The sequence below is a fragment of the Micromonospora sp. NPDC049559 genome (assembly GCF_040676675.1).
Classification (GTDB): domain Bacteria; phylum Actinomycetota; class Actinomycetes; order Mycobacteriales; family Micromonosporaceae; genus JBFAPK01.
Window position 1 is genome coordinate 48,782 of the sequence record NZ_JBFAPK010000009.1, and the last position, 25,474, is coordinate 74,255.

Here is a 25,474-nt window from a genome sequence, read left to right on the forward strand (position 1 = left end):
GCGGCGCCAGCCGATCCCCGACGAGCCGGAGGAACCGGACCCATGGCACGGACGACACCAGACATCCCGGTGCCCGACCTCAGCGGCAGGTTGGCGGTCGTCACCGGCGCGAACAGCGGGATCGGCTTCGGGCTCACCGGCCGGCTCGCCCGGGCCGGCGCGGAGGTGATCCTCGCCGTACGCAGCCGCGAGCGCGGCACCGACGCGGTGAACCGGATCCGCGCCGAACACCCCGAGGCGAAGCTCAGCCTGCGCGACCTGGACCTCTCCTCCCTCGCGAGCATCGCCGCGCTCGGCGCGCGGCTGCGTGAGGAGGGCCGCTCGATCGACTACCTCGTCAACAACGCCGGCATCATGACGCCGCCACGGCGGCTCCAGACGCGGGACGGCTTCGAGCTGCAGTTCGGCGGCAACCACCTCGGGCACTTCGCGCTGACCGGTCACCTCCTGCCGCTGTTGCGGGACGGCGGCGCGCGGGTCACCACGCTGAGCAGCCTGACCAACCGGTGGGGCCGCTTCGACTTCGACGACCTGCAGAGCGAGCGCCGCTACGACCCGCGCCGCGCGTACGGCACGTCGAAGCTGGCCAACCTGGTCTTCGCCCGGGAACTCGACCGGCGCAGCCGGGCCGGCGGCTGGGGAATCCGCAGCAACGCGGCACATCCCGGCGCGACCGTCACCAATCTTCAGGTCACCGGCCCGACCCACGGGGGCGGCGCGTCGGCCCGGCTCAACCGCACCCTCTACCGGGTGCTGTACCGCGTCCCCGGCATGTGGCAGCAGATCCCCACCGGCATCCTCCCCGCCCTGTACGCCGCCACGAGCCCGGACGCCGAGGGCGGGGCCTACTACGGCCCGGACGGGTTCTTCGAGCTGACCGGCGGCCCGGCGCCGGCCAAGGTGCCCGACCGGGCGCGCGACGAGGCGGACGCCGCCCGGCTCTGGGCGGTCTCGGAGCGGTTGACCGGGGTGACCTACCCGCAGGGGTGAACGCGCCGACCGGCCGGTCGGGCCGGAGCGCCACCCGTTCCCCGCGCGGGCGGCCGCCGCGACCGCCCGGGGCGTCGCGGCGGCACCCGGGCGGCCCCACCGGCCGCGGTGGCGCTACCTGGCGTGCGCCTCGCGCCAGTCCCGGATGGCGTCGCGTACCCGGTCGAAGACGGCCAGCGGGGGCCCGGCGAGCACGTTGGCGCCCATGGACTCCCCGCTGTGAGGATGCGGTCGGGTGGGCGCGATCGCCTCGGCCGCCCGGATCGCCCCGCTCATCTGTCGCAGTTGCTCGGCGGACATGCTCCGGCGCAGGGCCGAGAACTCCTCCGACTCCTCCTTGCCCGCGTGTTGCACGACCGCGTCCGCGAACGCGGCGAGTCGCTGGTCGAAGTCCGGATGGTCGACCCCCAGGTCGTAGAGCTCCGCGAGCACGTGCTTGGCCTCGTCCTCCTCCTGCCGGCGCTGCTTCACCACCTCCCTGCCGCGCTCGATCTCGCGTTGGGCGGTCGGGTGGACCACGATCTCCTCGGCGCTCTCGTGCACCGCCAGCAGCCGGACCAACCCCTCGAACAACTCCCGTTTCTCGGCGCCCTGCGCCCGGCTCACCTGCCCGAACAGCGCCTTGATCTCGTTATGTTGGTCAACCAACAGGTCCACCACGTCCTGTTCCTGCACGGCCGTCATCTCGACGCCTCCCCTCGGTCGAGCCCGCCGTGGCCCCGGCCGGTGCCACCGCGCGACGACGGGACTTCCCCGAAACGGGCCGTCCATGCCCACGGCGGCGATCGTCACCGTCGGCTACCTACCGGGCGCGGTCTCCCATTCCGGGTTGCCGAGGGTGGTCACCCACTCCTTCACCCGGTCCACGTCGCGGGGCGCGAACGCCAGGCTGAGCAGGAGCAGCAGCCGGGCCTTCTGCGGCAGCAGGTCGTCGCCCGCGACGATCGGAAGGGTGTCGCTGTCGCCGTAGACCGAGCCCGAGCCGGTGCGGGTCGTGCTGACGAAGACCACGCCGGCGCGGGCGGCGGCCGTACGCGCCGCCGACTGCTCCGCCGAGAGGCCACCGGAGCCGGTGCCGGCGGTGACGATGCCCTTCACCCCGGCCGCCGCGAACGCGGTGATCGCCTCGCCGCCGGCCTGCTGGTACGAGGTGACCACCTCGACCCGGGGCAGCGCGGCGGGCGCGACCCGGGAGAGCGCGAACGGGGTGAGCCAGCTCCGCTCCCGGTCGCAGCGCTCCACCCGCGACGGTGCCCGGCCGACCTTGATATTCGGCCCGTCGATCCAGCCCAGCACGCCGAACTCGCGGCTCTGGAAGGTGTCCGCCCGGTACGAGTTGGTCTTCGTGACGTCCCGCGCGGCGTGGAACTCGTCACCGAGCATCAGCACCGTGCCGAAGCAGTAGGTGACCTGGCTGGCGGCGAGCACGATGGCGTTGTAGAGGTTCGCCGGGCCGTCGGTACCGATCACCTGTGGACCGTCCGGGGTGCCCGCCGCCCAGGGCCGCATCGCGCCGGTCAGCACCACCGGCTTGCGGCTCTGCACGGTCAGGTCGAGCCAGTAGGCGAACTCCTCCATGGTGTCCGTGCCGCTGGTGACCACCACCGCGTCCGCCCCGCGCAGCGCCGACTCGACCGCGAGGGTGAGCCCGTGGAACTCGGGGATGGTGTAGCCGCCCGAGCCCTTGTTGCCGTACTGGACGGCGGTCACGTCGGCCACCGTTCCGATCTCCGGTTGCAGTTGGCCGACCAGGGTGGCGATCGGGATCCGGCCGGACTGGTAGTCGGTGTAGGCGCTCCGGGAGGTGGCGACTCCCGAGATCGTCCCGCCGGTACCGACGACGGCCACCTTGGGCTTGCGCGTCTTCGCGGCGGCGAGGGTCTCGGTGTACGCGACGCTGCGGATCTCCGCGGGGGCGACCACCGAGCGGACGGCGGACGGGGGTGCGGCGTCGGGCGCCGGTCGGGGTACCGCCGTCACGGCGAGCACCGCGGCGGCGCCCAGCGCCGCACCGAGCAGCGGTACGGCCAGCGGGGCGAACCGCCGCGGCATCGACGACATCCAGGATCGTGGCAGGTTGGGCACGGCGACCTCCGAGCAGACGACTGGAGATCGCATTCTCGGAAGCGAATATTTCCAGGTGATTACGCCGAGCGTTCGCCGTCCGACGCGGTGGCTCCGCCGAGCCGTGGGAACGGTTCGACGGAGAAGACCACCTCCACCGGCACCTCGAAGTACTCCGCGATCCGCAGCGCCAGGTAGAGGCTCGGCCGGAACTCGCCCCGCTCCAGATAGCCCACCGTCTGGTAGTGGACGCCGAGCGCCTCGGCGAGCTGCCGCCGGGAGATCCCCCGCTCCGCGCGCAACATCGCGAGGCGGTTGTAGACCACCTCACTCATTCCGTCTCGCCCCTCATGTCACCCGCTGCATGGCCTTCTCCCGGCGCGCCGCCACGCTCGACCCCGACTCCCGGCGGGCCATCCGGCGCAGCACCGCCGGCGCCAGGAGCAGACCGAGTACGGCCCAGGCCGCGAGTACCCCGAAGGTCTCCAGGTGCCGCCACGAGTGACCGAACTCCACCGCCGCCAGGCTCTCGGGCAGCAGCGCCGACCGCATTCCCAACCCTAGCCAGTACATCGGGAAGACCTGCGCGAGCCCCTGGAGCCACCCCGGGAAGTTCGAGATCGGATAGAACAGGCCCGAGATCGCGACCAGCCCCATGATCGGCAGCATGACCAGGCCCATGTTGCGCGGGTTCGAGATCAACGAGCCGACGATCGCGCCGAGCGGCATGGTCGCCACCAGGCCGAGCACCAGCACCCAGGCCAGCGTCAGCCACGTACCCGGCCGCCCCAGCTCCAGTCCGTCGAGGACGAAGAGGCCGGGAACCAGTTGCAGGGAGAAGCTGACCAGGGTCATCCCGGAGACCACGACGATCTTGCCGATCAGGTAGCCCAGCATCCCGTCCGGCGTCGCCTTGGCGCGTAGCAGGGTGCCGTCCTCCCGCTCCACGATGAGCTGCTGGGCGACCGTGAGCAGGCCGCCGAACGCGATACCCATGCCCAGCGCGCCGGGCAGCGTGCGCGAGCCGAGCGAGAAGCTGGTGCCGGGCACGGTCGAGCCGCGCATGAACAGCATGACGGCCAGCAGGATCACGGTCGGGAAGAAGTAGGTCCAGAGGTCCTGGGCGGTGGTGAGGGTCTGGCGCAGCTCGATCCCGCCCCGCGCCCAGCCGGCCCGCGCGGCGACCAGTTTCGGGTTCATCGGGCCACCTCCGCGAACCGCTGGGCCGCCGCGTCCCGCCGGCCGGCCTCGAACTCCCGCACCATCGCCATGTACGTGTCCTCCAGGCTGGCCCGGCGTACCTCCAGGTCCTCGATCGCGTCCCCGTGCTGGCGGAACAGGTCCCGTACGAAGCGGGTCGCGTCGCCGGTCGAGTGCACGAACCGTCCGCCGCCCTGGCTCCACCGCACCTCCGCCTCGGTCGACATCCGGCGCGACAGTTCGTCGGCCGACCCGTCGGCGATGATCCGCCCGCCGGCCAGGATCAGGATCCGGTCCGCCAGCTTCTCGGCCTCGTCCAGGTCGTGGGTGGTCAACAGGATCGTGGTCTCGTCGATGTCGGCGAGCCGGTGCACCAGGTCGTGGAACTCGCGCCGGGCCGACGGGTCGAAACCGACGGTCGGCTCGTCCAGGAAGAGCAGTTCCGGGCGGCCGACGATGCCGATCGCGACGTCGAGCCGGCGGCGCTGCCCGCCGGAGAGCTGCCCGACCCGCTTGTCGGCGTGCTCGGTGAGCCCGACCGCCTCGACCAGTTCGTCCACGTCCCAGGGGCGGGTGATCCGGTCGGTCGAGTAGCTCCGGTAGTAGAGCCCGAGGTGCCGGAGCAGCTCACGCACCCGCCACTTGCCGTGGTCGCGCCAGGACTGGAGCACCACGCCGAGGCGGGCCCGCCACCGTTCGTCGCCCCGGCCCGGGTCGACTCCGAGCACGCTGACCTGGCCGGCCGAGCGCATCCGGAAGCCCTCCAGGATCTCGATGGTGGTGGTCTTGCCGGCACCGTTCGGACCGAGCAGCGCCAGCACCTCCCCCCGGCGCGCCGTGAAGGTCACCCCCGTGAGCACGTCCACCGCGCCGTACCGCATGCGGAGATCGCGTACGTCGAGCGCCGTCTGCTCGTCCGGCGGTTCGGCGACCGCCGTCTCCGTGCCCAGCTCGCGCAGGGCTGTCATATTCCTCCCCCTCCCCGTCCAACATCTCCCGCGAACGATAGCAGGTGTACTACATTTCGAGGCAGGACTTTGGCGGGAGGCCGACACGACGCCGGACCGTACGACGCCGCCCCCGGGCCGACACGACGCCGCCCCCGGGCGGTGCGGACCCGGGGGCGGCGTGCCGAGGGGCGGTGTACCGGTGGCGTCGCGCGGGACGCGCGCCGGTCAGTCGGCGTCGGGCGTGGCCGCGCGCACCTCCGCGTGGGCGGCGGGGATGCTGCCCAGCCGGCCGGCCTGGTAGTCCTCGAACGCCTGGGCCAGCTCGGTTCGGCTGTTCATCACGAACGGCCCGTACATCGCGACCGGCTCGCGGATCGGCTCGCCGCCGAGGATGAAGACGTCCAGGGCGGTGGTACGGGAATCCTGCTTCGGGTCGGCGGCGACGGTGAGGGCGCCGCCGGGCCCGTAGACGGCCAGCTGCCCGGCCCGCAGCGGACGCCGCTCGGCGCCGGCGGTACCGGCACCGCCGAGCGCGTAGACCAGCGCGTTGAAGTCCGGCCGCCAGGGCAGCGTCAGCGTGGCGCCCGGCGCCAGGGTGGCGTGCACCAGCGTGATCGGCGTGTACGTCGAGCCCGGCCCGGCGTGCCCGCCGACCTCACCGGCGATCACCCGGACCAGCGCGCCCCCGTCCGCCGAGCTGAGCAGGGCCACCCGGTCGGAGGTGATGTCCTGGTAGCGCGGGACCGCGAACTTGCGCGCCCTGGGGAGGTTGACCCAGAGCTGGATGCCGTGGAAGAGGCCGCCGCTGGCGACCAGGTGCTCCGGCGGGGTCTCGATGTGCAGGATGCCGCTGCCGGCCGTCATCCACTGCGTGTCCCCGCCGCCGATCAGGCCGCCCCCGCCGTGCGAGTCGGAGTGGGCCATCTCGCCGTCGATCATGTACGTGACGGTCTCGAAGCCGCGGTGCGGGTGCCAGGGCGTTCCCTTCGGCTCGCCCGGCGCGTACTCGACCTCGCCCATCTGGTCCATGTGGACGAAGGGGTCGAGCGCGCGCAGGTCGACGCCGGCGAAGGCGCGGCGCACGGGGAAGCCCTCGCCCTCGAAGCCCTTCGGCGCCGTGGTGACCGAGACCACGGGGCGCTCGGTGCCGGTCAGCGGGTTCGGCTCGGGGACCCTCGGCAGCGCCAGCGGGTTGGCGACGGTGACGGCGGGCATGGGGACCACTCCTCGGTTCGGGTCATGTCGTTGCGGAGTCAACGACTTGTACCCTACCCAATGTCGTTGCACTGTCAACTATTCCGCTAGACTGGTCCCATGGACGAGGTGCGATGGCTGGATCCCGACGAACAGGCGGCCTGGCGGGCGTACCTGGACGGGACGCGGCTCTTCCTCCAGGCCCTGGACAAGCAGCTACAGGCCGACGCCGGGCTCTCCCTCACCGACTACGAGCTGCTGGTACGCCTCTCCGAGGCGCCCGAGCGGCGGATGCGGATGCGCGACCTCGCAGACGCTACCCTCTCCACCCGCAGCGGCGCGACCCGCGCCGTGACCCGACTCGAACAGGCCGGCTGGGTCCGCCGGGTCGAGTGCCCGGACGACCGGCGCGGCACCGAGGCGGAGCTGACGGACGCCGGCGCGGAGAAGCTCGCCGCCTCCGCGCCGGGTCACGTCACCGCCGTACGCGCCCACATGTTCGACCTGCTCAGCCCGGCGGAGGTCACCCAGCTGCGGGCCATCACCAGCCGGATGCGGGACCGGCTCACCGACCCCGGTCAGTGACCGGTGACCCAGTTCCAGGCGTTCACGACCCACTCGGTCTGGCGCAGGTAGGCCACCCCGACGACGGCGAGGAAGAGCGCGGTCACCAGGTGCGCGCCGCGCGCGGTGTGGCGTACCCGCCCGAGCTGCCGCTCCAGGATCACCCGGCCGAGGAGCCGGACCAGGGCGAAGAGGCCGACCGCGACGAGAAGCGTGAGGACGAAGGTGACCACCGGGCCGGTCAGGTCGCCGCGTGACGAGATCGCCCAGATCCCCCAGCAGACGAAGGCGAAGATGCCGGCGATCGCGCTCCACTCGCCGCCCCGGCGCAGCTGCCGGAGGTGGTAGCCGAGCGGCTGGCGCAGCTGCGGCTCACCGGGCCAGCCGGTACCGGTCGGCTCGTGCGGCGCGACCTCGAACGCCTCGGTACCGGGCTCCTGGCGGATCCTGGGCTGGCCGACCGAGGCGACACCCCGGCGGTACCCGTCGCGCTGCGGCGGCACCTCGACCGTCTGCTCGGCCCACGGCTGCGTCTGGTCTGCCATTCTCGTCCTTCCTCCCCGAGGAGTCCGGTGGAACCACCCGATTCACCCGTCTCACCCACGAGGGTAGCCAGCCGGGCAAAGGCCCGCCGAGCGAGGCATCGATCGACGAGCGCGGCGGAAGGGGCCTCGACGGGAGGTACCGTCGGCGCATGGCGGATTCCGAGCGCCGGCGACGCCGGCAGCGACAAGCGCCCCCGGCGGGCGGCGCCAGCCCGTCCGGCTCGACGGCCGCCGGGCGGTCGGCGGTGACGGCGGAGGTGCACGATCCCGTACCGGAGCCGACGGGATCGCGGCGTGGCGGAGGTCACGGCGCCGGACCCGGTACGACCGCCGAGGAGCGCGACGGCGAGCGCGGCCTGCGCGGGCTGGTCGGCTCCGGATCGTCCCAGGTCAGCGTCGGTGCCGCGCTGCGGGCCCGGGACGCGTCCCGGCCGAGCGAGGCGGACCTGGCCGAGGCCGAGGAGCGGCTGGTCGTGGTCCGCCGCAACTGGGTGCCGCGGGAGGAGCTGCCCCGCAACGGGCGCTGACCACGGTCGCGCCCAACGCCGGTCGCGGGTCGGGCCCGGGCGAAGGCCGGACCCCGGACGGGAGGCCAGGCCCGGGCGAACCGTCGGGCTCAGGGCAGCTCGGGCGGGCTCAGGGCAGCTCGGGCGGGCTCAGGGCAGCTCGGGCAGCTCGCCGGACTTCTCGTACGCCGCAACCTGCGCGATGCGCCGGCTGTGCCGTTCGTTACCGGAGAAGCGGGTGCTCAGGAACGCCTCGACGATCCCGGTCGCCTCGTCCAACGTGTGCTGGCGGGCGCCGACCGCGACCACGTTCGCGTCGTTGTGCTCCCGGGCCAGCTGCGCCGTCTCGACGTTCCAGGCGAGCGCCGCGCGTACCCCGGCGACCTTGTTCGCGGCGATCTGCTCGCCGTTGCCCGAGCCGCCGATCACCACGGCCAGGCTCCCCGGATCCGCCACCACGCGGGCGCCCACGTGCAGGCAGAACGCCGGGTAGTCGTCGTTCGGGTCGAAGACCCGCGGCCCGACGTCGACCAGCTCGTAACCCTGCCTCGCCAGGTGGTTCGCCAGGTGCATCTTCAGCTCGAAACCGGCGTGATCGGAACCCAGGTAGACGCGCATACCGGGCAGTCTGTCAGCCCGCCGCCGGCCACGCGGCCCCGGGCGGCACCCACACCGGCGTACGTCACACCCGGGGCGTACCGCCGGTCCGGACACCCGGACCGGCGGCGTGCTCTCTTCCCGCCGCGTTACGCGTCCCGGCCCAGCTCGGCCAGGACCAGCCCGGCCCGGGCCTTCGGGGTGAACCAGGTGCTCTTGCGGGGCATCTTCTCCCGGGCCAGGTTGACCGCGACGAAGTCGTCCACGGTCACCGGGGCGATCAGCACGGCCAGCTCCGCCCGGCCGGCGTCCACCTCGCCCGTCAGCCAACTGGCCGGGTAGTCGCCGCCCACGTACACGATCCGCTTGTCCCCCGGGTCCAGCCCGAGCGCGTCGCGCAGCACGATCCGCTCGACCAGCGCGTGGTCGAGGTTCTCCAGTCCCCCGCCCGGTCCGGCCGGCAGCGCCACGGCGTAGCCCCGGCCGCCCAGGTAGAGCTGGACCGTGCCGCCCTCGCTCGGTACGGCGGCCCGGTCCGCGAGCGGCTCGACCCGGGCGCCGGCGGCGCGCAGCCGGTCGAGCAGCTCATCCGGCGCCGCGGTCAGCTCGGTGACCAGGCGGTTGTAGGGCTGGATCGTCACCGAGGCGGGCGTGGTGATGACGGCGAGGAAGCGGGGCAGTTCGCCGGTCTGGGCCGCCAGGCTGCGGTGGTTGCCGTCGGCGACCACCAGCTCCCCGCCGCCGGCCAGCTCGCGGATGCGGTCCTGCTCCGGGCCGGGACCGAGCAGCCAGATCGCGTGGGTACGGCCGCTGGGGTCGATGTCGGTCGCGGCCGGCGCTCCGGCGGCGTCGACGCTCGCCGCGAGCGCCGCGTGCAGCTCCTCGCCCCGGCCGGTCTGCAACAGCAGTACGGGCGAGAGCAGGTGCCCCACCGCCTCCGCCAGCGCGACCCGCTCCCGCACCTTGGCGATGAAGACGTCCTCGTTGCGGATGACCAGGCCCGGCTCGTCCCGCCGGGTGGAGATCTGGTCCGTGTCGACCATGGCGAAGACGCCGTAGGCGGGGTCGTCCACCGGCGAGCTGATCCGGTAGAGCACCAGGACCCGCTCGGCCGGGGTGTAGCTGCCGTCGGCCTTCGCCTCCGCGAGCCGCGCCGCCGCGGCCGGCAGGGAGTCGAGGAAGGACCCGCCGAGGCTCTCCGGCGCCCGGTGCGGCATCTCGATGGCGAGGGCACTGTGCGGGTTCGCCTCGATGATCGCGGTGATCTCCGCGTCGTCGGCGAACTCGTCGTAGTTCTGCGCGCCGGTGCCGCCGGTGGTGATCCAGGCCCGGGCGATCGGGTGTACGACCGTCATGCCCGCTGACGCTACCGGCGCGGGCGCGGGGGTCGACGCGTACCCCGTGGCGTGTCCACCCGCTGGGCGTGGTCCGCGGCGTGCCGCGCCGCGGACCCGCCCACGGCACGTGGCCGGCCCGACCGCCGCTCAGTCGAAGGTCGGACCCTGCTCGCGGGAGCGCTTGAGCTCGTAGAAGCCCGGGGTGCCGGCCACCAGCAGCACGCCGTCCCAGAGCCGGGCCGCCGCCTCGCCCTTCGGGGCCGGCGTCACGACCGGGCCGAAGAAGGCCACCGTCGAGCCGTCCGGGCCGGGCACGTGGATCACCGGCGTCCCGACGTCGGTGCCGACCGGCTTCATCCCCTCGTCGTGGCTGGCCCGCAGCGCCTCGTCGTACTCGGTGGAGTCGCCGGCGGCGGCCAGCTCCGGGTCGAGGCCGGCGTCGGTCAGCGCGGCGGCGTACAGCTCGGGTCCCCGCTCCTGCTTGCCCGGGTGGACCCGGGTACCGATCGCGGTGTAGAGGTCACGCAGCACCTGCCGGCCGTACCGCTGCTCGGCGGCGATGCAGATCCGCACCGGCGCCCAGGCCGTCTCCAGGAACGTGCGGTACTCCTCGGGCAGTTCGTCCCGCCCCTCGTTGAGTACGGCGAGGCTCATCACCCGGAACCGGACGTCGATCGGGCGGACCTGCTCGACCTCGAGCAGCCAGCGCGACGTCAGCCAGGCCCAGGGGCAGAGCGGGTCGAAGAACATGTCCACGGGCGTGCGATCGGACACGGGGGATCCCTTCACGAGACACGGGCGCCAGACTGGAGCCACCCTTTGATAATCACCCCGTCCCCGAAGGCGGATATCGGAAACAGACCGTGACCTCGGCCACCGGTCGACGACTCCACGTGGAAGACTCGCCCGAGAGCCCGTCAGACGGGGATCCGATGGCTGTCAACGAGGACAGCGGGCCAAGATTGGATGGAGATTCACGTGCCGGGAGTGCGCAACCTGACCCAGGTCGAGGCGACCGAGCGGGCCCGCCTGCTCGACGTCACCAGCTACGATATCAACCTCGATCTCTCCTCAGCCGGGCTGACCACCGGCAATCGGACGTTCCGCTCCGTCACCGAGGTCAGGTTCCGTTGCAGCGAGCCCGGCGCCAGCACCTTCATCGAGGTCGCCGCCGACTCGGTCCGCTCGGCGACGCTCAACGGCGCCCCCGTCGACATCTCGGGCTGGTCGGCGGAGACCGGCCTCACCCTCGCCGGGCTGGCCGCCGAGAACACCCTGGTGGTCGATGCCGACTTCCTCTACTCGGCCAGCGGGCAGGGCCTGCACCGCAGCGTCGACCCGGTCGACGGCGAGACCTACCTCTACAGCCAATTCGAGACGGCCGACGCGCAGCGCGTCTTCGCCGCCTTCGACCAGCCGGACCTCAAGAGCGTCTTCACCTGGCACGCGACCGTGCCGGCACACTGGCGAGTGATCTCCAACATGCCGGCCGAGCGCGAGGAACCGGCCGAGGGCGGGTACAAGACGGTCCACTTCGCCGAGTCGGTGAAGATGAGCACCTACATCACCGCACTCTGCGCCGGGCCGTACCACGAGGTCCGGTACGTGCACGACGGCATCGACCTCGGCTACTTCTGCCGGGCCAGCATGGCCCAGTACCTCGACCCGGACGACCTGAACCTCGTCACCAGCCAGGGCTTCGACTTCTTCCACGAGCAGTTCGGGGTCCGCTACCCGCTGCCGAAGTACGACCAGGTGTGGGTGCCGGACTTCAACGCCGGCGCGATGGAGAACTTCGGCTGCGTCACCCACGCCGAGGCGCACTACGTCTTCCGCTCGCAGGTGACCGACTTCGAGTACGAGCAGCGGGCGAACACGATCCTGCACGAGCTGGCCCACATGTGGTTCGGCGACCTGGTCACCATGCGGTGGTGGAACGACCTGTGGCTCAACGAGTCGTTCGCGGAGTGGGCCAGCCACTGGTGCAACAGCAACGCCACCCGCTTCACCGACGCGTGGACCACCTTTCTCTCGGTACGCAAGAACTGGGGCTACCGGCAGGACCAGCTCTCCTCCACCCACCCGGTCTACTGTGAGATGCCCGACCTGGAGGCCGTCGAGGTCAACTTCGACGGCATCACCTACGCCAAGGGCGCCAGCGTGCTCAAGCAGCTCGTCGCGTACGTCGGGGAGGAGCCGTTCCGGGCCGGGCTGCGCAGCTACTTCGCCAAGCATGCCTGGGGCAACGCCACCTTCGACGACCTGCTCTCCGAACTGGAGGCGGCCTCCGGCCGGGAGCTGCGCAAGTTCGCCGCGCAGTGGCTGGAGACCGCACAGGTCAACACGCTCCGCCCCGAGCTGGAGATCGCGGCCGACGGCACGTACGCGCGGGTGGAGATCCGCCAGGAGGCGCCGGCGGACTACCCGACCCTGCGTACCCACCGGATCGGCGTCGGCCTCTACGACCTGCGCGACGGCCGGCTGGTCCGGCGGGAGCGGCTGGAGGTCGACGTGACCGGCGAGCGGACCGAGCTGCCCCAGCTGGTGGGTGTGGCGGCCCCGGACGTGCTGCTGCTCAACGACGACGACCTGACGTACGCGAAGCTGCGGCTCGACGAGCGGTCGCTGGCCACCGTGGTGCAGCACATCGATGCCTTCGAGTCCTCCCTGGCCCGCGCGCTCTGCTGGGCCGCCGCCTGGGACATGGTCCGGGACGCCGAACTCGCCGCACGCGACTACGTCGCACTGGTGCTGGCCGGGCTCCCCGCCGAGCGCGACATCAACCTGGTCACCCAGACGCTGCGGCAGGCCGCCAGCACGCTGACCATGTACGCCGACCCGGACTGGGCGCCCACCGGCTGGGCGCAGCTGGCCGAGACCGCCCGTACCGCCCTGCACGCGGCCGAGCCGGGCAGCGGGCTCCAGCTCGCCTGGGCGCGGGCCTACGCCGGCGCCGCCCGCTCCGACGAGGACCTGGCCGCGCTGCGCGCCTGGCTCGACGGCGGCGCGGTACCGGAGGGGCTGACCGTCGACACCGAGCTGCGCTGGTCGGTGCTGGCCGCGTTGGTCGCCAACGGTGCGGCCGGCATCCCCGAGGTCGAGGCGGAGCTGGCCGGCGACCGTACCGCCAGCGGCGAGCGGGAGGCGGCGTACGCCCGGGCGCTGGTGCCGACCGCCGAGCACAAGGCCGAGGTCTGGGCGCGGCTCACCGGGGACGAGGCGCTGCCGAACTGGCGGCACCGCGCCCTGCTCCAGGGCTTCCAGCACCCCGCCCAGGTCGAGCTGACCGCGCCCTACGCGGAGAAGTTCTTCGCCACCGTGGGGCGGATCTGGGCGAGCCGGGACAGCGAGCCGGCACAGGAGTTCGTGATCCTCGCCTACCCGTCCTACCAGGTGAGCGAGGAGACGATCGCCGCGACCGACGCGTGGCTCGCCCAGCCCGGGCATCCGGCGCCGCTGCGGCGTCTGGTGACCGAGGGGCGTGACGGCGTGGTGCGCGCGGTGGCCGCCCGGGCCAAGGACGCCTCGGCCTGAGCCGCCGGCCCCCGCCCGCTACACCTGGGGCGGGGGCCGCGGCGGTTCCGGTGGCCTGGCCGCGAACGGTGGGGGTGGGGCCGCCGTACCCCGGCGAATCCCGTCAGGCTTGATGTCTTCGCCGTGGCACGGCGGCCCCCACCCGACCTGGTCGAGGTGGGGCCGTGGCCACCGGGTCGGCCCGGCCGTGCCGCGTACACGCGGACGCAGTGGCGCGCGCACCGCCGCGATCGCCCGGCGGCGCGTACGCGGCTTGGACGGCGACGGGCCCCGCCCTGGCGAGGCCCGGAAAGCGCGACACCGGCGGGCCGTGGTGGGCTCCGCCGGTGTCGTGGGATCGGCGCCGGGCGCCGGTCGTGGGGTCGGTCAGCGCTTGGCGGCGCGGCCGGCGCGGGTGGCCAGCTGGTCCAGCCCGCTGATGATGCCGCCCGTGAGGTCGCCGCCGGTGAAGGCGGCCACCATGGAGAGCGCCGCCAGCTTGGCGTCCCGGTCCGGGATGCGCTTGCGCGCCTCCGGGCCAGTGACGATCTCCAGTACGCGCTGGTTCGGGGAGATGCCGATCAGCACCGCGTGGCTCGGGTCGGCGAGCTGGGCATGCAGCCGCTGGACGTGCTCGCGGACCGGCTCCTCCAGGTGACCGACGTAGATCGTGAAGGTCAGGTCGGTGCTCTGGTCGGCGAGGCGCATCGCCTCGTCGATGCGGAGCAACTGTCGGGTCGAGAAGGGGCCGTCCAGCACCTCGGGCCGGCGGCTCGACGTCTCGGTGTGTTCCTCGGTCATGGTGTCACCAGCGGTCACTTGCGCCTCCCGTCGCCGCGGCCGGCACTCGCGCGCCCTCGGCCTTCTCGATGGCGCCGTTGGTCAGGGCGGGGGCCTGTCCGCCCGGAGGCAGCGCCACCCCGGTCGTCTCGGCCAGTTGCCCGGGCGAGGAGAGGAACCACACCGGCGTGAAGTCGAAGGGCCGGCCAGGCCGGTACCGCTTGGCGCCGCCGCGGCCCCGACCGGCGAGCGCCAACGCGGTAATCACCAGCACCACGGCGGCCGGGATGCCGACGAAGATCAGCAACGTGTCGGAAACAGACAACCTCGTACGCTCCCAGGCGGAAGAGGGACCAGAGCACCCGGTCGGGGCGGGCGATCAGGGGTGATTACCCACCCGACTCAGCTGCATTCACGGTAGCGGAGGGCGGTCCTCGCCAGATCGCGGGGTGGCGATAGCGCAGCTACAGCACGGCGGTGAGCGCGTCGGCGACCCGCCAGCAGTCGTGATAGGTCGAGTACAGGGGCACCGGCGCGACCCGGACGATGTCGGGTTCCCGCGAGTCGGCGAGCACGCCGTGCTCGTGGCGCAGCCGCTTGACGACGTCGCCGGCGCTGCCGCGGCCGATCCGCAGGGAGAGCTGGCAACCTCGCCGGGCCGGGTCGCGCGGGGTCACCAGGGTCGCCGGGCGGACGGCGGTCACCTCGTCGAGCAGCCCTTCGAGGTAGCCGGTCAGCCGCTCGCCGCGGGCCCGCAGGGCCGGCATCCCGATCCGGTCGAAGATGTCCAGGGCGGCCCGTACCGGCGCGAGGGCGAGCACGGGCGGGGTGGAGAGCTGCCACGACGCGGCGGTGGGCAGCGGTCGGGAGACCGGGGCCATCTCGAACCGCACCGACGGGTCGTTCCCCCACCAGCCCTCGAAGCGGTTGATCGTGGGGTCGTCGAGGTGCCGCTCGTGCACGAAGGCGCCGGCCGGCGCCCCGGGCCCGGAGTTGAGGTACTTGTAGTGGCACCAGGCGGCGAAGTCGACGCCCCAGTCGTGCAGCGCCAGCGGTACGTTGCCGGCGGCGTGGGCCAGATCCCAGCCGACGAGCGCCCCGGCCGCCTGCCCGGCCCGGGTGATCTCGGGGATCTCCATCAGCTCGCCGGTCAGGTAGTTGACCCCACCGAGCAGGAGGAGCGCGACCGACTCCCCCTCCCGGTCGAGATAGTCGAGCACGTCCTCGGTACGCAGGGTCTCCTCGCCGGGGCGGGGACGCAGCCGTACCACGGTGGTGTCCGGGTCGAGCCCGTGGAAGCGGGCCTGGCTGCGGACCGCGTAGCTGTCCGACGGGAAGGCGTTCTCCTCGACGACGATGCGGTCGCGCCGCCCGTCCGGGCGGTAGAACGACACCATCAGCAGGTGCAGGTTGACCGTGAGCGCGTTCATCACCACGGTCTCCTGGGGCAGCGCGCCGACCAGCCGGGACAGCGGTCCGGCCAGCCGCTCGTGGTGGCCGAGCCAGGGCCGTTCGCCGTCGAACCAGCCCTCCACGCCCAGCCGCGTCCAGGTCTCCAGCTCCTCGGTCAGCGCCGCCCGGGTGGCCCGGGGCTGCAGCCCGAGGGAGTTGCCGACCAGGTACGCCACCTCCGGGTAGCGCCCGCCCTCGGCCGGCGGCACGTGGAAGAGTTCCCGGTGGCCGGGGTCGGCGGCGTCGCGGCGGAGCGCCTCCGCTTCACGGGTGTCCATGTCTGCCAGTTCCTGCCTCACGTACGCCTCACGTCGCGGTCCGGGGGCCGCGGCTCACGTCGCGGTCGGGGCCGCGTCCTACATCGCGGTCCGGGCCGACCAGAGCTCGGGGAAGACGGTACGGGCCGCGCTGCGTCGCAGCCAGGCCAGTCCGGCCGAGCCGCCGGTACCGACCTTGGCGCCCATGGTCCGCTGCACCGCCTTGACGTGCTGGTGCCGCCAGTCGCCGAACTGGTCGGCCACGTCGCTGAGCGCCTCGCCGAGCAGGCGCAGGTGGTTGTCGGGACCGTCCTCGCCGTAGATCTCCACCCAGGCGGCCTCCACCAGCGGGCTGGGCTCGTACTCGGCGGAGAAGTCCCGGTCGAGTGACTGCCGGGGTACCGGGAACCCGTGCCGGTGCAGCAGCGCGACCACGTCGTCCCAGAGGCTGGGGGCGTTCAGCTGCTCGACCAGTTCGGCGTGGATTTCGGGCTGGCGGCGGAACGGCCGGACCAGCGCGGCGTTCTTCAGGCCGAGCAGGAACTCCAGGTGGCGGTACATGGCCGACTGGAAGCCGGAGCCCTCGCCGAGCAGGTTGCGGAAGCGGTTGAAGTCCGCGGGCGTCATCCAGCGCAGGCCGCGCCAGGCCGCGTTCAGCCCCTCCAGGTGCAGTGCGGCGCGGCGCAGCGGGGCGAGCGCGGACCAGACCTCGTCGGCGCGGAGCAGCCGCTGTGCCTCGCGCAGCTCGAACCGAACCAGCCCGAAGTAGAGCTCCATGATCTGGCTGATCACGAGGAAGGACATCTCGCCCGGGTCGTCGCTGAGCGTCTGCTGCATCCGGTGCAGCGTGCTGGCGCGCACGTACGCGTCGTACGGGATCTGCCCGGCGAACTCCAGGGTCGGTCGGCCGGCGTTCGCCGCCGCCCGGGCGGCCCGCTCCTGCGCCGTGACCGGCACGACCACCGGTGCCCCGATCCGCTCTGCGCTCTTCACCTCTCGCCCTCTCTCCTCGGCCGGATACCCTCATGATCCCTTCGACCGGCCGGCTGACGGAATGCCGAACCAACGGCCCTTCGGTTCTCCTACCCCCTCGCCGCGGGCAAAATTCAACGTGAGGCTTTACGGAAGGAAAGTGGCGTGGACGAGATGGACTGGGCGCTGCTGCGCGAACTGCAGGCGGACGCCCGGCTCTCCTTCAGCGAGCTCTCCCGCCGGGTGCACCTCTCACCGCCCGCGGTCGCCGAGCGGGTCCGGCGGCTGGAGGAGTCCGGCGTGATCACGGGCTACCACGCCCACGTCGACCTGGCCCGGGCCGGGCGGAACGTGGTCGCCCTGATCCGGATGTCCTGCTACGGCGCGCACTGCGTGCTGCGCGACCCGCGGGTGGCCCGCTGGCCCGAGGTGCTGGAGATCCACCGGATCACCGGTGACGCCTGCGGGATACTGAAGGTCGCGGCCGGCTCGATCGAGGCGTTCGAGCAGGTCATCGACCGTCTCGCCCCGTACGGACAGCCGTCGAGCACGATGGTGCTCTCCAGCCCGCTCGACTGGCGACCGGTGACGCCGCTCGCGGCCCCGGACGGCGAGCCGCCGGGCTCGCGCCGACGCTGACCCCGCCCACGTGTGTGCTCCGGGGACACGGGAATGCAGCCCGCGGATGAGCGCGCCCACGCACGGCCGGCACCCGGCCGGAAGGGGGAATCATGCGGGGTCTCACGTTTGTCGCCCGGGCCACCGCGGCCACCATCGCGGCGGCCGCACTGCTGGGGGACCCGGTCTCCGCCTCGTCGCAGTCCGGCAACACCTTCGTCGAGGTCAACCCCAACACCGCGGAGGCGGGCTCGCGGGTGAGCATCCGGGCCAGCTGCGGTGACACCAACACCCGCCAGGCGAACGTGCAGTCCGACGCGTTCGGGCGGGTGATCGTACGGCCCGACAACGGCTTCCTCACCGGCGCCGTGACGATTCCGGGCAGCCGTTCCCCGGGCACCTTCGGCGTCAATCTGAACTGCCCGAACGGCAACACCGCCAGCACCACCATCACCGTGGTGAACATGAGCAAGCCGTCCCAGGGCCCGGCCACGGGCGCGGGCGGCACGGCCGGTACCGGCATGGGTCCCGTGGTCCTGGGCGCCGGTCTGGCCGCCGTCGCCGCCGCCGTCGGCCTCGGGGTGGCCGCCCGTCGCCGCCGGGCCGGAATGGGTTCCTGACCCGGGGTACGCCATGGCCCCCGCCTTCGCGTCCGGCCGCCCCCGGCGCAATCGGACGCTGCGTACGGTCGGCCGGATCGCCACCCAGGCCGCCTCGGCCAGCGTGACCACCGGGCGGCCGCAGCAGCGCGGCCAGCGGCCCGCCCCGGTCCCCGGCCCTGTCGGTGCCGGCGCCGGTGCCGGCCCTGGTGCCGGACCCGGTCCTGGTGCCGGTCCCGGCCCCGGTGCCGGTGCCGGTGCCGGTGCCGGTCCGGTCGCGCCCGGCGCGGCCCCGGCCGGCCCGAACCCGGCGACCGGACGGAGCGAACCGGCCGGCGCGACCCGGACGGTCACCGACGCGGACCGGACGGCGGCCGGAGCGGCCAGCGCGGACGGCACGAACCGGCCGGCGACCGGCGCGGACCGGACGGCGGCGCGCCCGCGCGCCGCGAGTTCGGTCGTACCCGCGCCGCGGCGGGTCCACCGGCGCGTCCCCGACCGGGGTCAGCGCCTGCCGGCGCCGATCGTGGTGATCCTCGCGCTGCTGCTCGTCATCGCGACCGCCCTCGGGTACCAGCAGATCACCGGCGTGAGCCTGCTGCCCGCCGGGATGACCGTCGGCTTCCGGCCCCCGCCCCGCGAGGAGTTGGCGCTGCCGGCCAGCCGTCCCACCTCGATCGTGATTCCGGCGATCCGCCTGGACGCGCCCGTCAACAACGTGGGCATCGCGCCGGACGGCACCATCGCCGTACCGCCGCCCGAGCGGCCCGACGAGGCCGGCTGGTACGACCAGAGCCCGACCCCGGGGCAGGACGGACCGGCGGTGATCGTGGGGCACGTCGACACCCGGACCGGACCGGCCGTCTTCCACGAGCTGAGCCGGCTGCGCAGGGGCGAGCGGATCGAGGTCAACCGGGAGGACGGATCGGTCGCGGTCTTCCAGGTGGACTCGCTGCGCCGGTTCGACAAGGAGCAGATCCCGGTCGACCAGGTGTACGGCGACTTCAGCCGCCCCAACCTGCGCCTGATCACCTGCGGCGGTCGCTGGGTCGGCGGTCACACCGGCTACGCCGACAACGTGGTGGTCTTCGCGTCGCTGGTGAAGACGCGGTGACCGGTCAGGCCGCCGCCTCGGGCTCGCGCAGGTCCAGCCAGTCGGCCCAGCGCGGGTCGGGGGCCCGGTGCCCGAGCACCCGCCACGCCGTTCCCTTCGGGGCGGTGGGCAGCGCGTGCAGCCGCCACCCCAGCTCGGCCGGGGTCTTGTCGCCCTTGGTGTGGTTGCACTTCGCGCAGGCGGCGACCACGTTCTCCCAGGCGTGCCGGCCGCCCCGGCTGCGCGGGAAGACGTGGTCGATGGTCTCGGCCGGGCCCCGGCAGTAGGCGCAGCGCCAGCCGTCCCGGGCAAAGATCGCACGCCGGGAGAGCCCGACGTGCGTGCGGTACGGTACCCGGACAAATCGGGTTAACCGCACGACAGACGGGACGGGGAGAGCATTGCGGGCGCTGTGCAGGATCCCGTCCCCGTCCGCGACACAGACCGCCTTGGCGGAGAGCACGAGGATCGCGGCTCGACGCACCGACACGACACACAGCGGCTCGTACGTGGCATTGAGGACCAACGCGCCGGAGCCCACCGTGGGTCGTATGTCAGGCATCGAACTCACCCTCTCTGTCGGGTCTCGGCCACTCCCTGTCATCTGCCTCGTGCCGGCCGCCGCGCAGCGTCAACCGAACCGCGGCCGACGCCGGCAGATCACCGGCGCCCGTGCGCCAATAGTCCCCGATAGGTGCCGCGATTGCACGTACTAATCCGGGGTCCCTCATGAAGCTTTCGTGTCGTGTGGCAAGATGACCGGTTCCGTCCGGTTGGGCGGCGGCCGTCGTCGGCCCCGACGACGGCACGGCCGGCCCGGACGGCGGGGAGACGGACCCGGGCGCCGCGACGTTGCGTGGCGGCGTCTGTCACGCTCCGGCGGGTCGGTATGGGCGCGTCGCCGTCGATGCGGTACGAAAGCAGCCGTGAATCTCGCCAGCCTGGCCGCCCTTCCCACGCCGAGCCCGACGGAGGCCGTCACCCCCGGCCCGGGCCCGAGCTGCGACACGGACATCCTCTGCAAGCAGGTCCTGAAGTGGACCAACTCGGAGTGGTTCGCCGAGGGCAGCTACTGGATCCTGGTCAAGCCGTTCCGGGTCCTGATGATCCTGCTCGTCGCGGTACTGGTGCGGTGGGCCGTGCACCGCGCGATCCACCGGCTCGTCCGCACCACGGCCGAGAGCACCGTACCGACGATCCTGAAGCCGCTGCGGGAGCGCGTCCCGACCGCCGCCCCGGATCCGGCCGCGGTCTTCCCCGAGCGCCGGCGGCAGCGGGCCGAGGCGATCGGGTCGGTGCTGCGCAGCCTGGTCACCGCGTTCGTCTTCTCCATCGCCGCGCTGATGGTCCTCCGCGAGTTCAACTTCGACCTGGCGCCGCTGCTCGCCAGCGCGGGCATCGCCGGTCTGGCCCTCGGCTTCGGCGCGCAGACCCTGGTCAAGGACCTCCTCGCCGGCCTGTTCATGCTGCTGGAGGACCAGTACGGCGTCGGCGACACGGTCGACCTCGGCGAGGCGACCGGCGTGGTCGAGGCGGTCGGCCTGCGGATCACCACGATCCGGGACGGCCGCGGGGTGCTCTGGTACATCCGCAACGGCGAGATCATCCGGGTCGGCAACAAGAGCCAGGGCTGGGCCATGGTCGTGGTCGACCTGCCGATCGGCTTCGGCGGTACGGAGGAGGCGACGGCGGTGCTGCGTACCGCCGCCGAGTCGGTGGCGGTGGACCCGGAGCTGGCCCCCGAGATCGTCGAACCGCCGGAGGTGCTCGGCGTCGAGCAGATCACGATGGACGGACCGGTGATCCGTACCGTCGCGAAGACCACCGCGGACGGGCAGTTCGCGGTGGGTCGGGAGCTGCGCCGGCGACTGGCCGAGGCGCTGGAGAACTCGGGCATCACGGCCCGACTGGCCGCCACCCGGCTCTACCCGCGACCGGCCGCCCCGCCCGAGGCGGAGTCGGAGACCGGCCAGGGCGGACCGACCTGATCATCGGCCGGGAGCGCCGGCCGTCAGGGGTCGCGCACCTTGCGTACGCTCAGGTATCGTCCGTTCGTTCAGTCGGGGATACGACCGCCTAGCCGTTCGCACTAGCCAGACGTCAGACGATCGGGCAGAATCCGGGACAAGCTAAACCCGGAGCGTGACGAAGTCATCGCCGACCCGTACATCTGACGACGGTTCCCGGCTGCCCCATCCCGAGTGGTCGGCGCCGAGAACGATGGAGGCTCATCCGGTGTCCGACGAGCGACACGCCCCCGACAGGCCCGCCACATTCCGTGAGGTGTTCGCCGAGTCGGAGTACCGGGCGGTCTTCGTCGCGAGCTGCCTCTCCTGGATCGGCGACTACATGGCCAAGGCCGCCGTGACGGTGCTGGTCTACCAGGAGAGCAGGTCGGTCGCGCTGTCGGCGGCGGCCTTCGCGGTCAGCTACCTGCCGTGGCTGATCGGCGGGCCGCTGCTGGCGACGCTCGCCGAGCGCTACCCGTACCGCCGGGTCATGGTGACCTGCGACCTGGTACGGATGGTGCTCATCGGGGTGGTGGCGATCCCCGGCCTGCCGGTGCCGCTGATCCTGGTCCTGCTCTTCGTCACCACGCTGGCCAACTCGCCGAGCCAGGCCGCCCGCTCCGCCACCATGCCGCTGATCCTCCGTGGCGACCGGCTCGTCCTGGGACTCTCGCTGAGCCTCAGCACGGGTCAGGCCGCGCAGATCGGCGGCTACCTGGCCGGCGCCGGCATCGCGGCGATCGATCCGCACGTGGCGATGCTGATCGACTCGCTGACCTTCCTCGCCTCCGCCCTCATCATCCAGTTCGGCGTCCGGCTGCGCCCCTCGGCGATGACCGAGCACCACCGCAGCTACCTGCTCCGGGAGACCGCCGAGGGCTTCCAGATCGTCTTCGGTACCCCGGTGCTGCGCGCCATCGCCGTGCTGGTCTTCTCCGCGATGCTCTTCGCCATCGTCCCGGAGGGCCTCGCCGCCGCCTGGGCCGCCGAGCAGGGCGGGCAGAACGAGCGGCTCGCCCAAGCGTTGATCATGATCGCCAACCCGATCGGCTTCATCCTGGGCAGCCTGTTGATCAGCCGGGCCGTCCCACCCGAGGGGCGGCAGCGGCTCATCCGCCCCTTCGCGGTGGTGGCGCCGCTGGCCCTGATACCGGCGCTGGTGGATCCGCCGACCGCGGTGGTGGCCGCGCTGGCGACGGTCTCGGGTTTCGCGGTGGCGGGCATGATGCCGGTCGCCAACGGGCTCTTCGTGCAGGCGTTGCCGCACGGCTTCCGGGCCCGCGCGTTCGGGGTGATGGCCACCGGCACCCAGGTCTCGCAGGGCGCGGCCGTACTGCTGACCGGCCTGCTCGCGGACCGGTACGACATTCCCACGGTCGTGGGCCTGTGGAGCGTGGCCGGGGTGCTGCTGATGCTGGTGGCCGCCGCCAACTGGCCGAGCCCCGCGCGCTTCAACGCGGCGATCGCCGAGGCCCAGCAGAGCCGCCCGGCCGAGGCGCCGCCCGGCCCGGTGGTACCGCCGGTCCGCCGGCCCGGCGGTCCCGCCGCCGCCAACCGCTGACGATCCGCTCTGGCGACCGGCCGCCGACGGCCCCCGTCGGCCGCACGGCAGCGCGGTGTGGGGCAGGACGCCGTCCGGGCGGTGTGAGGCAGGACGCAGTGCGGGCGCCGGTGGCGTACCGATGGCTTTCCGGCACACCTGGCAGGATGGAACGGTGAATCCTGCAGGCGAGCGCGGACAGGCGTCGGAGACCTTCTTCGAGGCGATCGGGGGCGAGCCCGCCTTCCGCAAGCTCGTCGACGAGTTCTACGCGGGTGTGGCGAACGATCCCCTGCTGCGGCCGATGTATCCTGAGGCCGACCTCGGACCCGCCGCCGAGCGGCTCACGCTCTTCCTGATGCAGTACTGGGGCGGCCCGAACACCTACTCCGCCCAGCGGGGCCACCCGCGGCTGCGGATGCGCCACGCGCCGTTCCGGGTCGGGCCGGCCGAGCGGGACGCGTGGCTGCTGCACATGCGCCGCGCCGTCGACAGCCTCGACCTGCCGCAGGAGCAGGCCCAGACGCTCTGGGACTACCTGGAGCGGGCGGCGTACTTCATGGTCAACACTCTCGACCCGGCGGACGAGGCGACGCGGTAGCCCGCGAGCGGGGCCGCGCGGTACGCGCCCCGGACCCGGTCGGGCACCGGCAGGGCCGTCCCAGCGGCGCAGGGTGACCCGTCCTGGAGCAGAACGGCCCTAGAGCAGCGCGCCCTCGTCGTGCAGCCAGTCGACGAACGTGGTGGCCACCGCGGCGCCGCAGTCGAGCATCTCGACCAGCAGCGCGTCGTGCGCGCCGGCGCTGAGCGGCACCTGGAGTTCGGCGTAGATCGGCAACTGGCCGCGCTCGGTCGGGTCGCCCACGTACGCCTTGCAGAAGCGCCGGGTGTGGTTCCACTCGTTGACCACTCGGTAGGCGCGGTCGGCCCAGTCCGGCGGCACCGTGGCGTGCGGGCGGGCCCGCATCACCAGAATCTCGTCCTCCGGCCCCTCCAGGGTGAACAGCACCGCGTGCCGCTCCCACATGGCCAGCAGGCTGCCGTCACCGTCGGCGAGGTAGCGGACGTCGAGCAGGTCGAGCGCGTTGCTGACGCGCCGGAGGGTGACCGGCGCGACCTCGACCGGCATCTCCTTGATGGTGGTCAGATCCGCCGATATCGAGTCGTGGTCCGGCTCCCGGGGCGCGGGCGGACCGACCCGGACCGCACCGTCCGCCGAACTCCTGCTTCGGGTCTCCGAATCACCGCCGCCGGCGGGACCGGGACGCCATGACCACCACGGCATCGCTCGCGCACCTCACTCCCCAGCGGATCCACACGCCTACGGTGCGTGGGATCCGAGGATGGACGGTACCCGGACAGCCGGCGTGAAGCATCCCCCCAACGCCCGCCCCGACCCAGACGGACCATACCAGCTCATACGTTCGGACGATCTCCAACGGGAGTCAGCCGCATCTCGCTAACCTTCAGCGACCAGGCGGCTCCGAATGGTGCGGAGAGTCCCACCCAGCGCCCGGCGAGCCGTACGTGCACCCGGTCGTCCGTCGCGGTCTCCGCCGGGCCGAGGAAGCCCATCCGTACCACGGCCTGGACCAGCCGCTGCGACACCTCGATCCGCGCGGCCCCGGCGGGTTGATCGGTCACCACCATCGCCACGTGGTCGAGCAGGGCGTCGCGGAGCACCCGCTGCCCGACCGCCCGGCCGGCCACCCCCTCGGTCGCGGCGGTACGCAGGGTGCCGGCCGCCGCGGCGGCGATGCGGCGCAGGTCCGCGCCGGCCACCGTCTCGACCAGCCGCCCGGTCGAGGAGGGCAGCGGCCAGCGCCACTGCGCGTCCCGCCGGCCGGGCAGCCGCTTCCCGGCGCGGCCCAGCTCGGCGAGGAGTTCCGCGGCGGCGACGGTGGCGTCACCCGGCCCGGCCCCGGCGACCGTACGGCAGACGAGCACCCCCCAGGGCAGCCGCGCCCAGAGGGCGGTACGCCCCGCATCCTCCGGTCCAGCGCTCTCCGGTCCGGTGGCCTCCCGCGCAATGGGCTCCTGCCCGGAGTCCTCCGGCCCGGTGGTCTCCGGTCCCGCCACGGAGCGCAGCCGCACCAGCGTCGCCGGGTCGAGCCGGGTCAACCGGGCCAGGAAGGCTCCGGCGTCCGGTACGCCGGTCAGGCCGTGACCGGCCTCCGCCCCGACCGGGCCGCCGGGCTGGCGCGGCGCGGTCACGCCCGCTCACCGGCCTGCGGCGCGGCGTACGGCCGCAGGAACTCGCGCTCCTGCTCGGTCAGCCGGCGGGGCGCCTGCCGGCGCAGGTCGAACGGGACCAGCACCGAGCGGGCCCGGCTGGCCAGCGCGCCGGCGTCGAAAAGCTCGTAGCCGAGGGTGAAGCGGGACGCCCTGAGCTCCTCCACCCACATCTCGATCCGGACCGTGGGGGCCGCGTCGCCGCCGTCCCCGCCGAGGGCGTAGTCGACCGGCCGCAGGTAGTCGACCTCGTGCCGGGCGATGACCACCCCCTCGGCGAAGGAGGTCAGCCCCCGCGCCCGCGCCGCCGTGAACATCAGCGCCACCCGCGCCTCCTCGTACAGGGTGAGGAAGCGGGCGTTGTTCACGTGGCCGAACGCGTCGAGGTCGGACCAGCGCAGCGTGCAGTGGTAGGTGTAGCGGACCGCCGCCGGCGCGGCGGCGGTCTCCGAGCTGGTCACG

27 protein-coding genes and 1 pseudogene are annotated in these 25,474 nt (G+C 73.1%); 10 read left to right on the top strand and 18 right to left on the bottom strand.

The genetic code is table 11. The features are described 5' to 3' along the window. Positions 1-42: 42 nt before the first annotated feature. On the top strand, positions 43-990 hold the full coding sequence (locus AB0J86_RS13145; protein WP_363856589.1) for an SDR family oxidoreductase: 948 nt from the start codon (positions 43-45) through the stop codon (positions 988-990). Positions 991-1,104: 114 nt separating this feature from the next. Here the strand turns inward: AB0J86_RS13145 and AB0J86_RS13150 are convergent, their stop codons facing one another. The 6 genes from AB0J86_RS13150 to AB0J86_RS13175 all read right to left on the bottom strand — a co-directional run bounded on the left by AB0J86_RS13150 (position 1,105) and on the right by AB0J86_RS13175 (position 6,419). Continuing rightward, positions 1,105-1,674: a hemerythrin domain-containing protein gene (locus AB0J86_RS13150; RefSeq protein ID WP_363856591.1), complete on the bottom strand. Its 570-nt coding sequence runs from the start codon at positions 1,672-1,674 to the stop codon at positions 1,105-1,107. Between the two features lie 114 nt (positions 1,675-1,788). Next, positions 1,789-3,108 carry an asparaginase gene (locus AB0J86_RS13155; RefSeq protein WP_363856593.1) on the bottom strand — a complete coding sequence of 440 codons (1,320 nt, stop codon included), beginning with the start codon at positions 3,106-3,108 and terminating at the stop codon, positions 1,789-1,791. Positions 3,109-3,134: 26 nt separating this feature from the next. Then, positions 3,135-3,389 carry a helix-turn-helix transcriptional regulator gene (locus tag AB0J86_RS13160; RefSeq protein ID WP_363856595.1) on the bottom strand — a complete coding sequence of 85 codons (255 nt, stop codon included), beginning with the start codon at positions 3,387-3,389 and terminating at the stop codon, positions 3,135-3,137. A 13-nt stretch (positions 3,390-3,402) separates the two neighbouring features. After that, the gene (locus AB0J86_RS13165; protein WP_363856596.1) at positions 3,403-4,254 is read right to left on the bottom strand and encodes an ABC transporter permease; all 852 of its coding nucleotides are present in this window, start codon (positions 4,252-4,254) and stop codon (positions 3,403-3,405) included. Continuing rightward, the gene (locus AB0J86_RS13170; RefSeq protein ID WP_363856811.1) at positions 4,251-5,135 is read right to left on the bottom strand and encodes an ABC transporter ATP-binding protein; all 885 of its coding nucleotides are present in this window, start codon (positions 5,133-5,135) and stop codon (positions 4,251-4,253) included. The genes AB0J86_RS13165 and AB0J86_RS13170 overlap by 4 nt, the downstream gene beginning before the upstream one ends. A gap of 294 nt (positions 5,136-5,429) precedes the next feature. Next, positions 5,430-6,419: a pirin family protein gene (locus AB0J86_RS13175; RefSeq protein WP_363856598.1), complete on the bottom strand. Its 990-nt coding sequence runs from the start codon at positions 6,417-6,419 to the stop codon at positions 5,430-5,432. Between the two features lie 99 nt (positions 6,420-6,518). On the opposite strand from AB0J86_RS13175, the gene AB0J86_RS13180 reads away from it, so the two are divergent. Next, entirely contained in the window at positions 6,519-6,983 is a 465-nt protein-coding gene (locus AB0J86_RS13180) for a MarR family transcriptional regulator (protein ID WP_363856599.1), read from the top strand. Here AB0J86_RS13180 and AB0J86_RS13185 read toward each other — a convergent pair. Next, positions 6,977-7,507, bottom strand: coding sequence for a hypothetical protein (locus AB0J86_RS13185; protein WP_363856601.1), 531 nt, complete (start codon positions 7,505-7,507; stop codon positions 6,977-6,979). The genes AB0J86_RS13180 and AB0J86_RS13185 overlap by 7 nt on opposite strands. A 149-nt stretch (positions 7,508-7,656) precedes the next feature. Here AB0J86_RS13185 and AB0J86_RS13190 point away from each other — a divergent pair, with 149 nt between their 5' ends. Continuing rightward, entirely contained in the window at positions 7,657-8,034 is a 378-nt protein-coding gene (locus AB0J86_RS13190; protein ID WP_363856603.1) for a hypothetical protein, read from the top strand. A gap of 129 nt (positions 8,035-8,163) precedes the next feature. On the opposite strand, the gene AB0J86_RS13195 is transcribed toward AB0J86_RS13190, so the two are convergent. The 3 genes from AB0J86_RS13195 to AB0J86_RS13205 form a co-directional block, all read right to left on the bottom strand. Further along, entirely contained in the window at positions 8,164-8,631 is a 468-nt protein-coding gene (locus AB0J86_RS13195; RefSeq protein WP_363856605.1) for a ribose-5-phosphate isomerase, read from the bottom strand. 128 nt (positions 8,632-8,759) lie between these two features. After that, positions 8,760-9,965 carry a DUF1015 family protein gene (locus tag AB0J86_RS13200; protein ID WP_363856607.1) on the bottom strand — a complete coding sequence of 402 codons (1,206 nt, stop codon included), beginning with the start codon at positions 9,963-9,965 and terminating at the stop codon, positions 8,760-8,762. Between the two features lie 129 nt (positions 9,966-10,094). After that, a complete protein-coding gene (locus tag AB0J86_RS13205; protein WP_363856609.1) occupies positions 10,095-10,721 on the bottom strand; it encodes a DsbA family protein in 627 nt (208 codons plus the stop codon). A 213-nt stretch (positions 10,722-10,934) separates the two neighbouring features. Between AB0J86_RS13205 and pepN the strand changes: the two genes are divergently transcribed. Then, positions 10,935-13,481 (top strand): aminopeptidase N, encoded by a 2,547-nt coding sequence (gene pepN, locus AB0J86_RS13210; protein WP_363856813.1) that lies wholly within the window; start codon positions 10,935-10,937, stop codon positions 13,479-13,481. Positions 13,482-13,847: 366 nt separating this feature from the next. Here pepN and AB0J86_RS13215 read toward each other — a convergent pair whose 3' ends face one another. The 4 genes from AB0J86_RS13215 to AB0J86_RS13230 form a co-directional block, all read right to left on the bottom strand. After that, positions 13,848-14,261 carry a DUF5130 family protein gene (locus tag AB0J86_RS13215; protein WP_363856815.1) on the bottom strand — a complete coding sequence of 138 codons (414 nt, stop codon included), beginning with the start codon at positions 14,259-14,261 and terminating at the stop codon, positions 13,848-13,850. A 4-nt stretch (positions 14,262-14,265) separates the two neighbouring features. Further along, complete coding sequence (locus tag AB0J86_RS13220; RefSeq protein ID WP_363856817.1) at positions 14,266-14,547, bottom strand: hypothetical protein; 282 nt, start codon at positions 14,545-14,547, stop codon at positions 14,266-14,268. Positions 14,548-14,704: 157 nt separating this feature from the next. Next, complete coding sequence (gene kynU, locus AB0J86_RS13225; RefSeq protein ID WP_363856611.1) at positions 14,705-15,970, bottom strand: kynureninase; 1,266 nt, start codon at positions 15,968-15,970, stop codon at positions 14,705-14,707. Positions 15,971-16,048: 78 nt separating this feature from the next. Then, a complete protein-coding gene (locus AB0J86_RS13230) occupies positions 16,049-16,942 on the bottom strand; it encodes a tryptophan 2,3-dioxygenase family protein (RefSeq protein WP_363856613.1) in 894 nt (297 codons plus the stop codon). A gap of 144 nt (positions 16,943-17,086) precedes the next feature. On the opposite strand from AB0J86_RS13230, the gene AB0J86_RS13235 reads away from it, so the two are divergent. The 3 genes and pseudogenes from AB0J86_RS13235 to AB0J86_RS13245 form a co-directional block, all read left to right on the top strand. Continuing rightward, entirely contained in the window at positions 17,087-17,560 is a 474-nt protein-coding gene (locus tag AB0J86_RS13235) for an Lrp/AsnC family transcriptional regulator (protein WP_363856615.1), read from the top strand. Positions 17,561-17,652: 92 nt separating this feature from the next. Further along, positions 17,653-18,159, top strand: a complete 507-nt coding sequence (locus AB0J86_RS13240; RefSeq protein WP_363856617.1) for a hypothetical protein — start codon at positions 17,653-17,655, stop codon at positions 18,157-18,159. Positions 18,160-18,658: 499 nt separating this feature from the next. Next, positions 18,659-19,252 (top strand): annotated as a pseudogene (locus AB0J86_RS13245) (class F sortase); the annotation flags it as partial. A 4-nt stretch (positions 19,253-19,256) separates the two neighbouring features. Here the strand turns inward: AB0J86_RS13245 and AB0J86_RS13250 are convergent. Beyond that, positions 19,257-19,793 (bottom strand): HNH endonuclease, encoded by a 537-nt coding sequence (locus AB0J86_RS13250; protein ID WP_363856619.1) that lies wholly within the window; start codon positions 19,791-19,793, stop codon positions 19,257-19,259. A gap of 364 nt (positions 19,794-20,157) precedes the next feature. Between AB0J86_RS13250 and AB0J86_RS13255 the strand changes: the two genes are divergently transcribed. From AB0J86_RS13255 to AB0J86_RS13265, 3 genes are all read left to right on the top strand, one after another. After that, a complete protein-coding gene (locus AB0J86_RS13255) occupies positions 20,158-21,219 on the top strand; it encodes a mechanosensitive ion channel family protein (protein WP_363856621.1) in 1,062 nt (353 codons plus the stop codon). A 232-nt stretch (positions 21,220-21,451) separates the two neighbouring features. Then, positions 21,452-22,801 carry an MFS transporter gene (locus AB0J86_RS13260; RefSeq protein ID WP_363856623.1) on the top strand — a complete coding sequence of 450 codons (1,350 nt, stop codon included), beginning with the start codon at positions 21,452-21,454 and terminating at the stop codon, positions 22,799-22,801. A 121-nt stretch (positions 22,802-22,922) separates the two neighbouring features. Next, positions 22,923-23,381: a globin gene (locus AB0J86_RS13265; protein WP_363856625.1), complete on the top strand. Its 459-nt coding sequence runs from the start codon at positions 22,923-22,925 to the stop codon at positions 23,379-23,381. 99 nt (positions 23,382-23,480) lie between these two features. On the opposite strand, the gene AB0J86_RS13270 is transcribed toward AB0J86_RS13265, so the two are convergent. The 3 genes from AB0J86_RS13270 to AB0J86_RS13280 all read right to left on the bottom strand — a co-directional run bounded on the left by AB0J86_RS13270 (position 23,481) and on the right by AB0J86_RS13280 (position 25,473). Further along, positions 23,481-24,065, bottom strand: coding sequence for a YbjN domain-containing protein (locus tag AB0J86_RS13270; protein WP_363856627.1), 585 nt, complete (start codon positions 24,063-24,065; stop codon positions 23,481-23,483). Positions 24,066-24,196: 131 nt separating this feature from the next. Then, a complete protein-coding gene (locus tag AB0J86_RS13275; RefSeq protein ID WP_363856629.1) occupies positions 24,197-24,994 on the bottom strand; it encodes a hypothetical protein in 798 nt (265 codons plus the stop codon). Next, entirely contained in the window at positions 24,991-25,473 is a 483-nt protein-coding gene (locus tag AB0J86_RS13280; RefSeq protein WP_363856631.1) for a thioesterase family protein, read from the bottom strand. Before AB0J86_RS13280 ends, AB0J86_RS13275 begins: the two co-directional genes overlap by 4 nt. Between the last annotated feature and the right edge of the window lies 1 nt (position 25,474).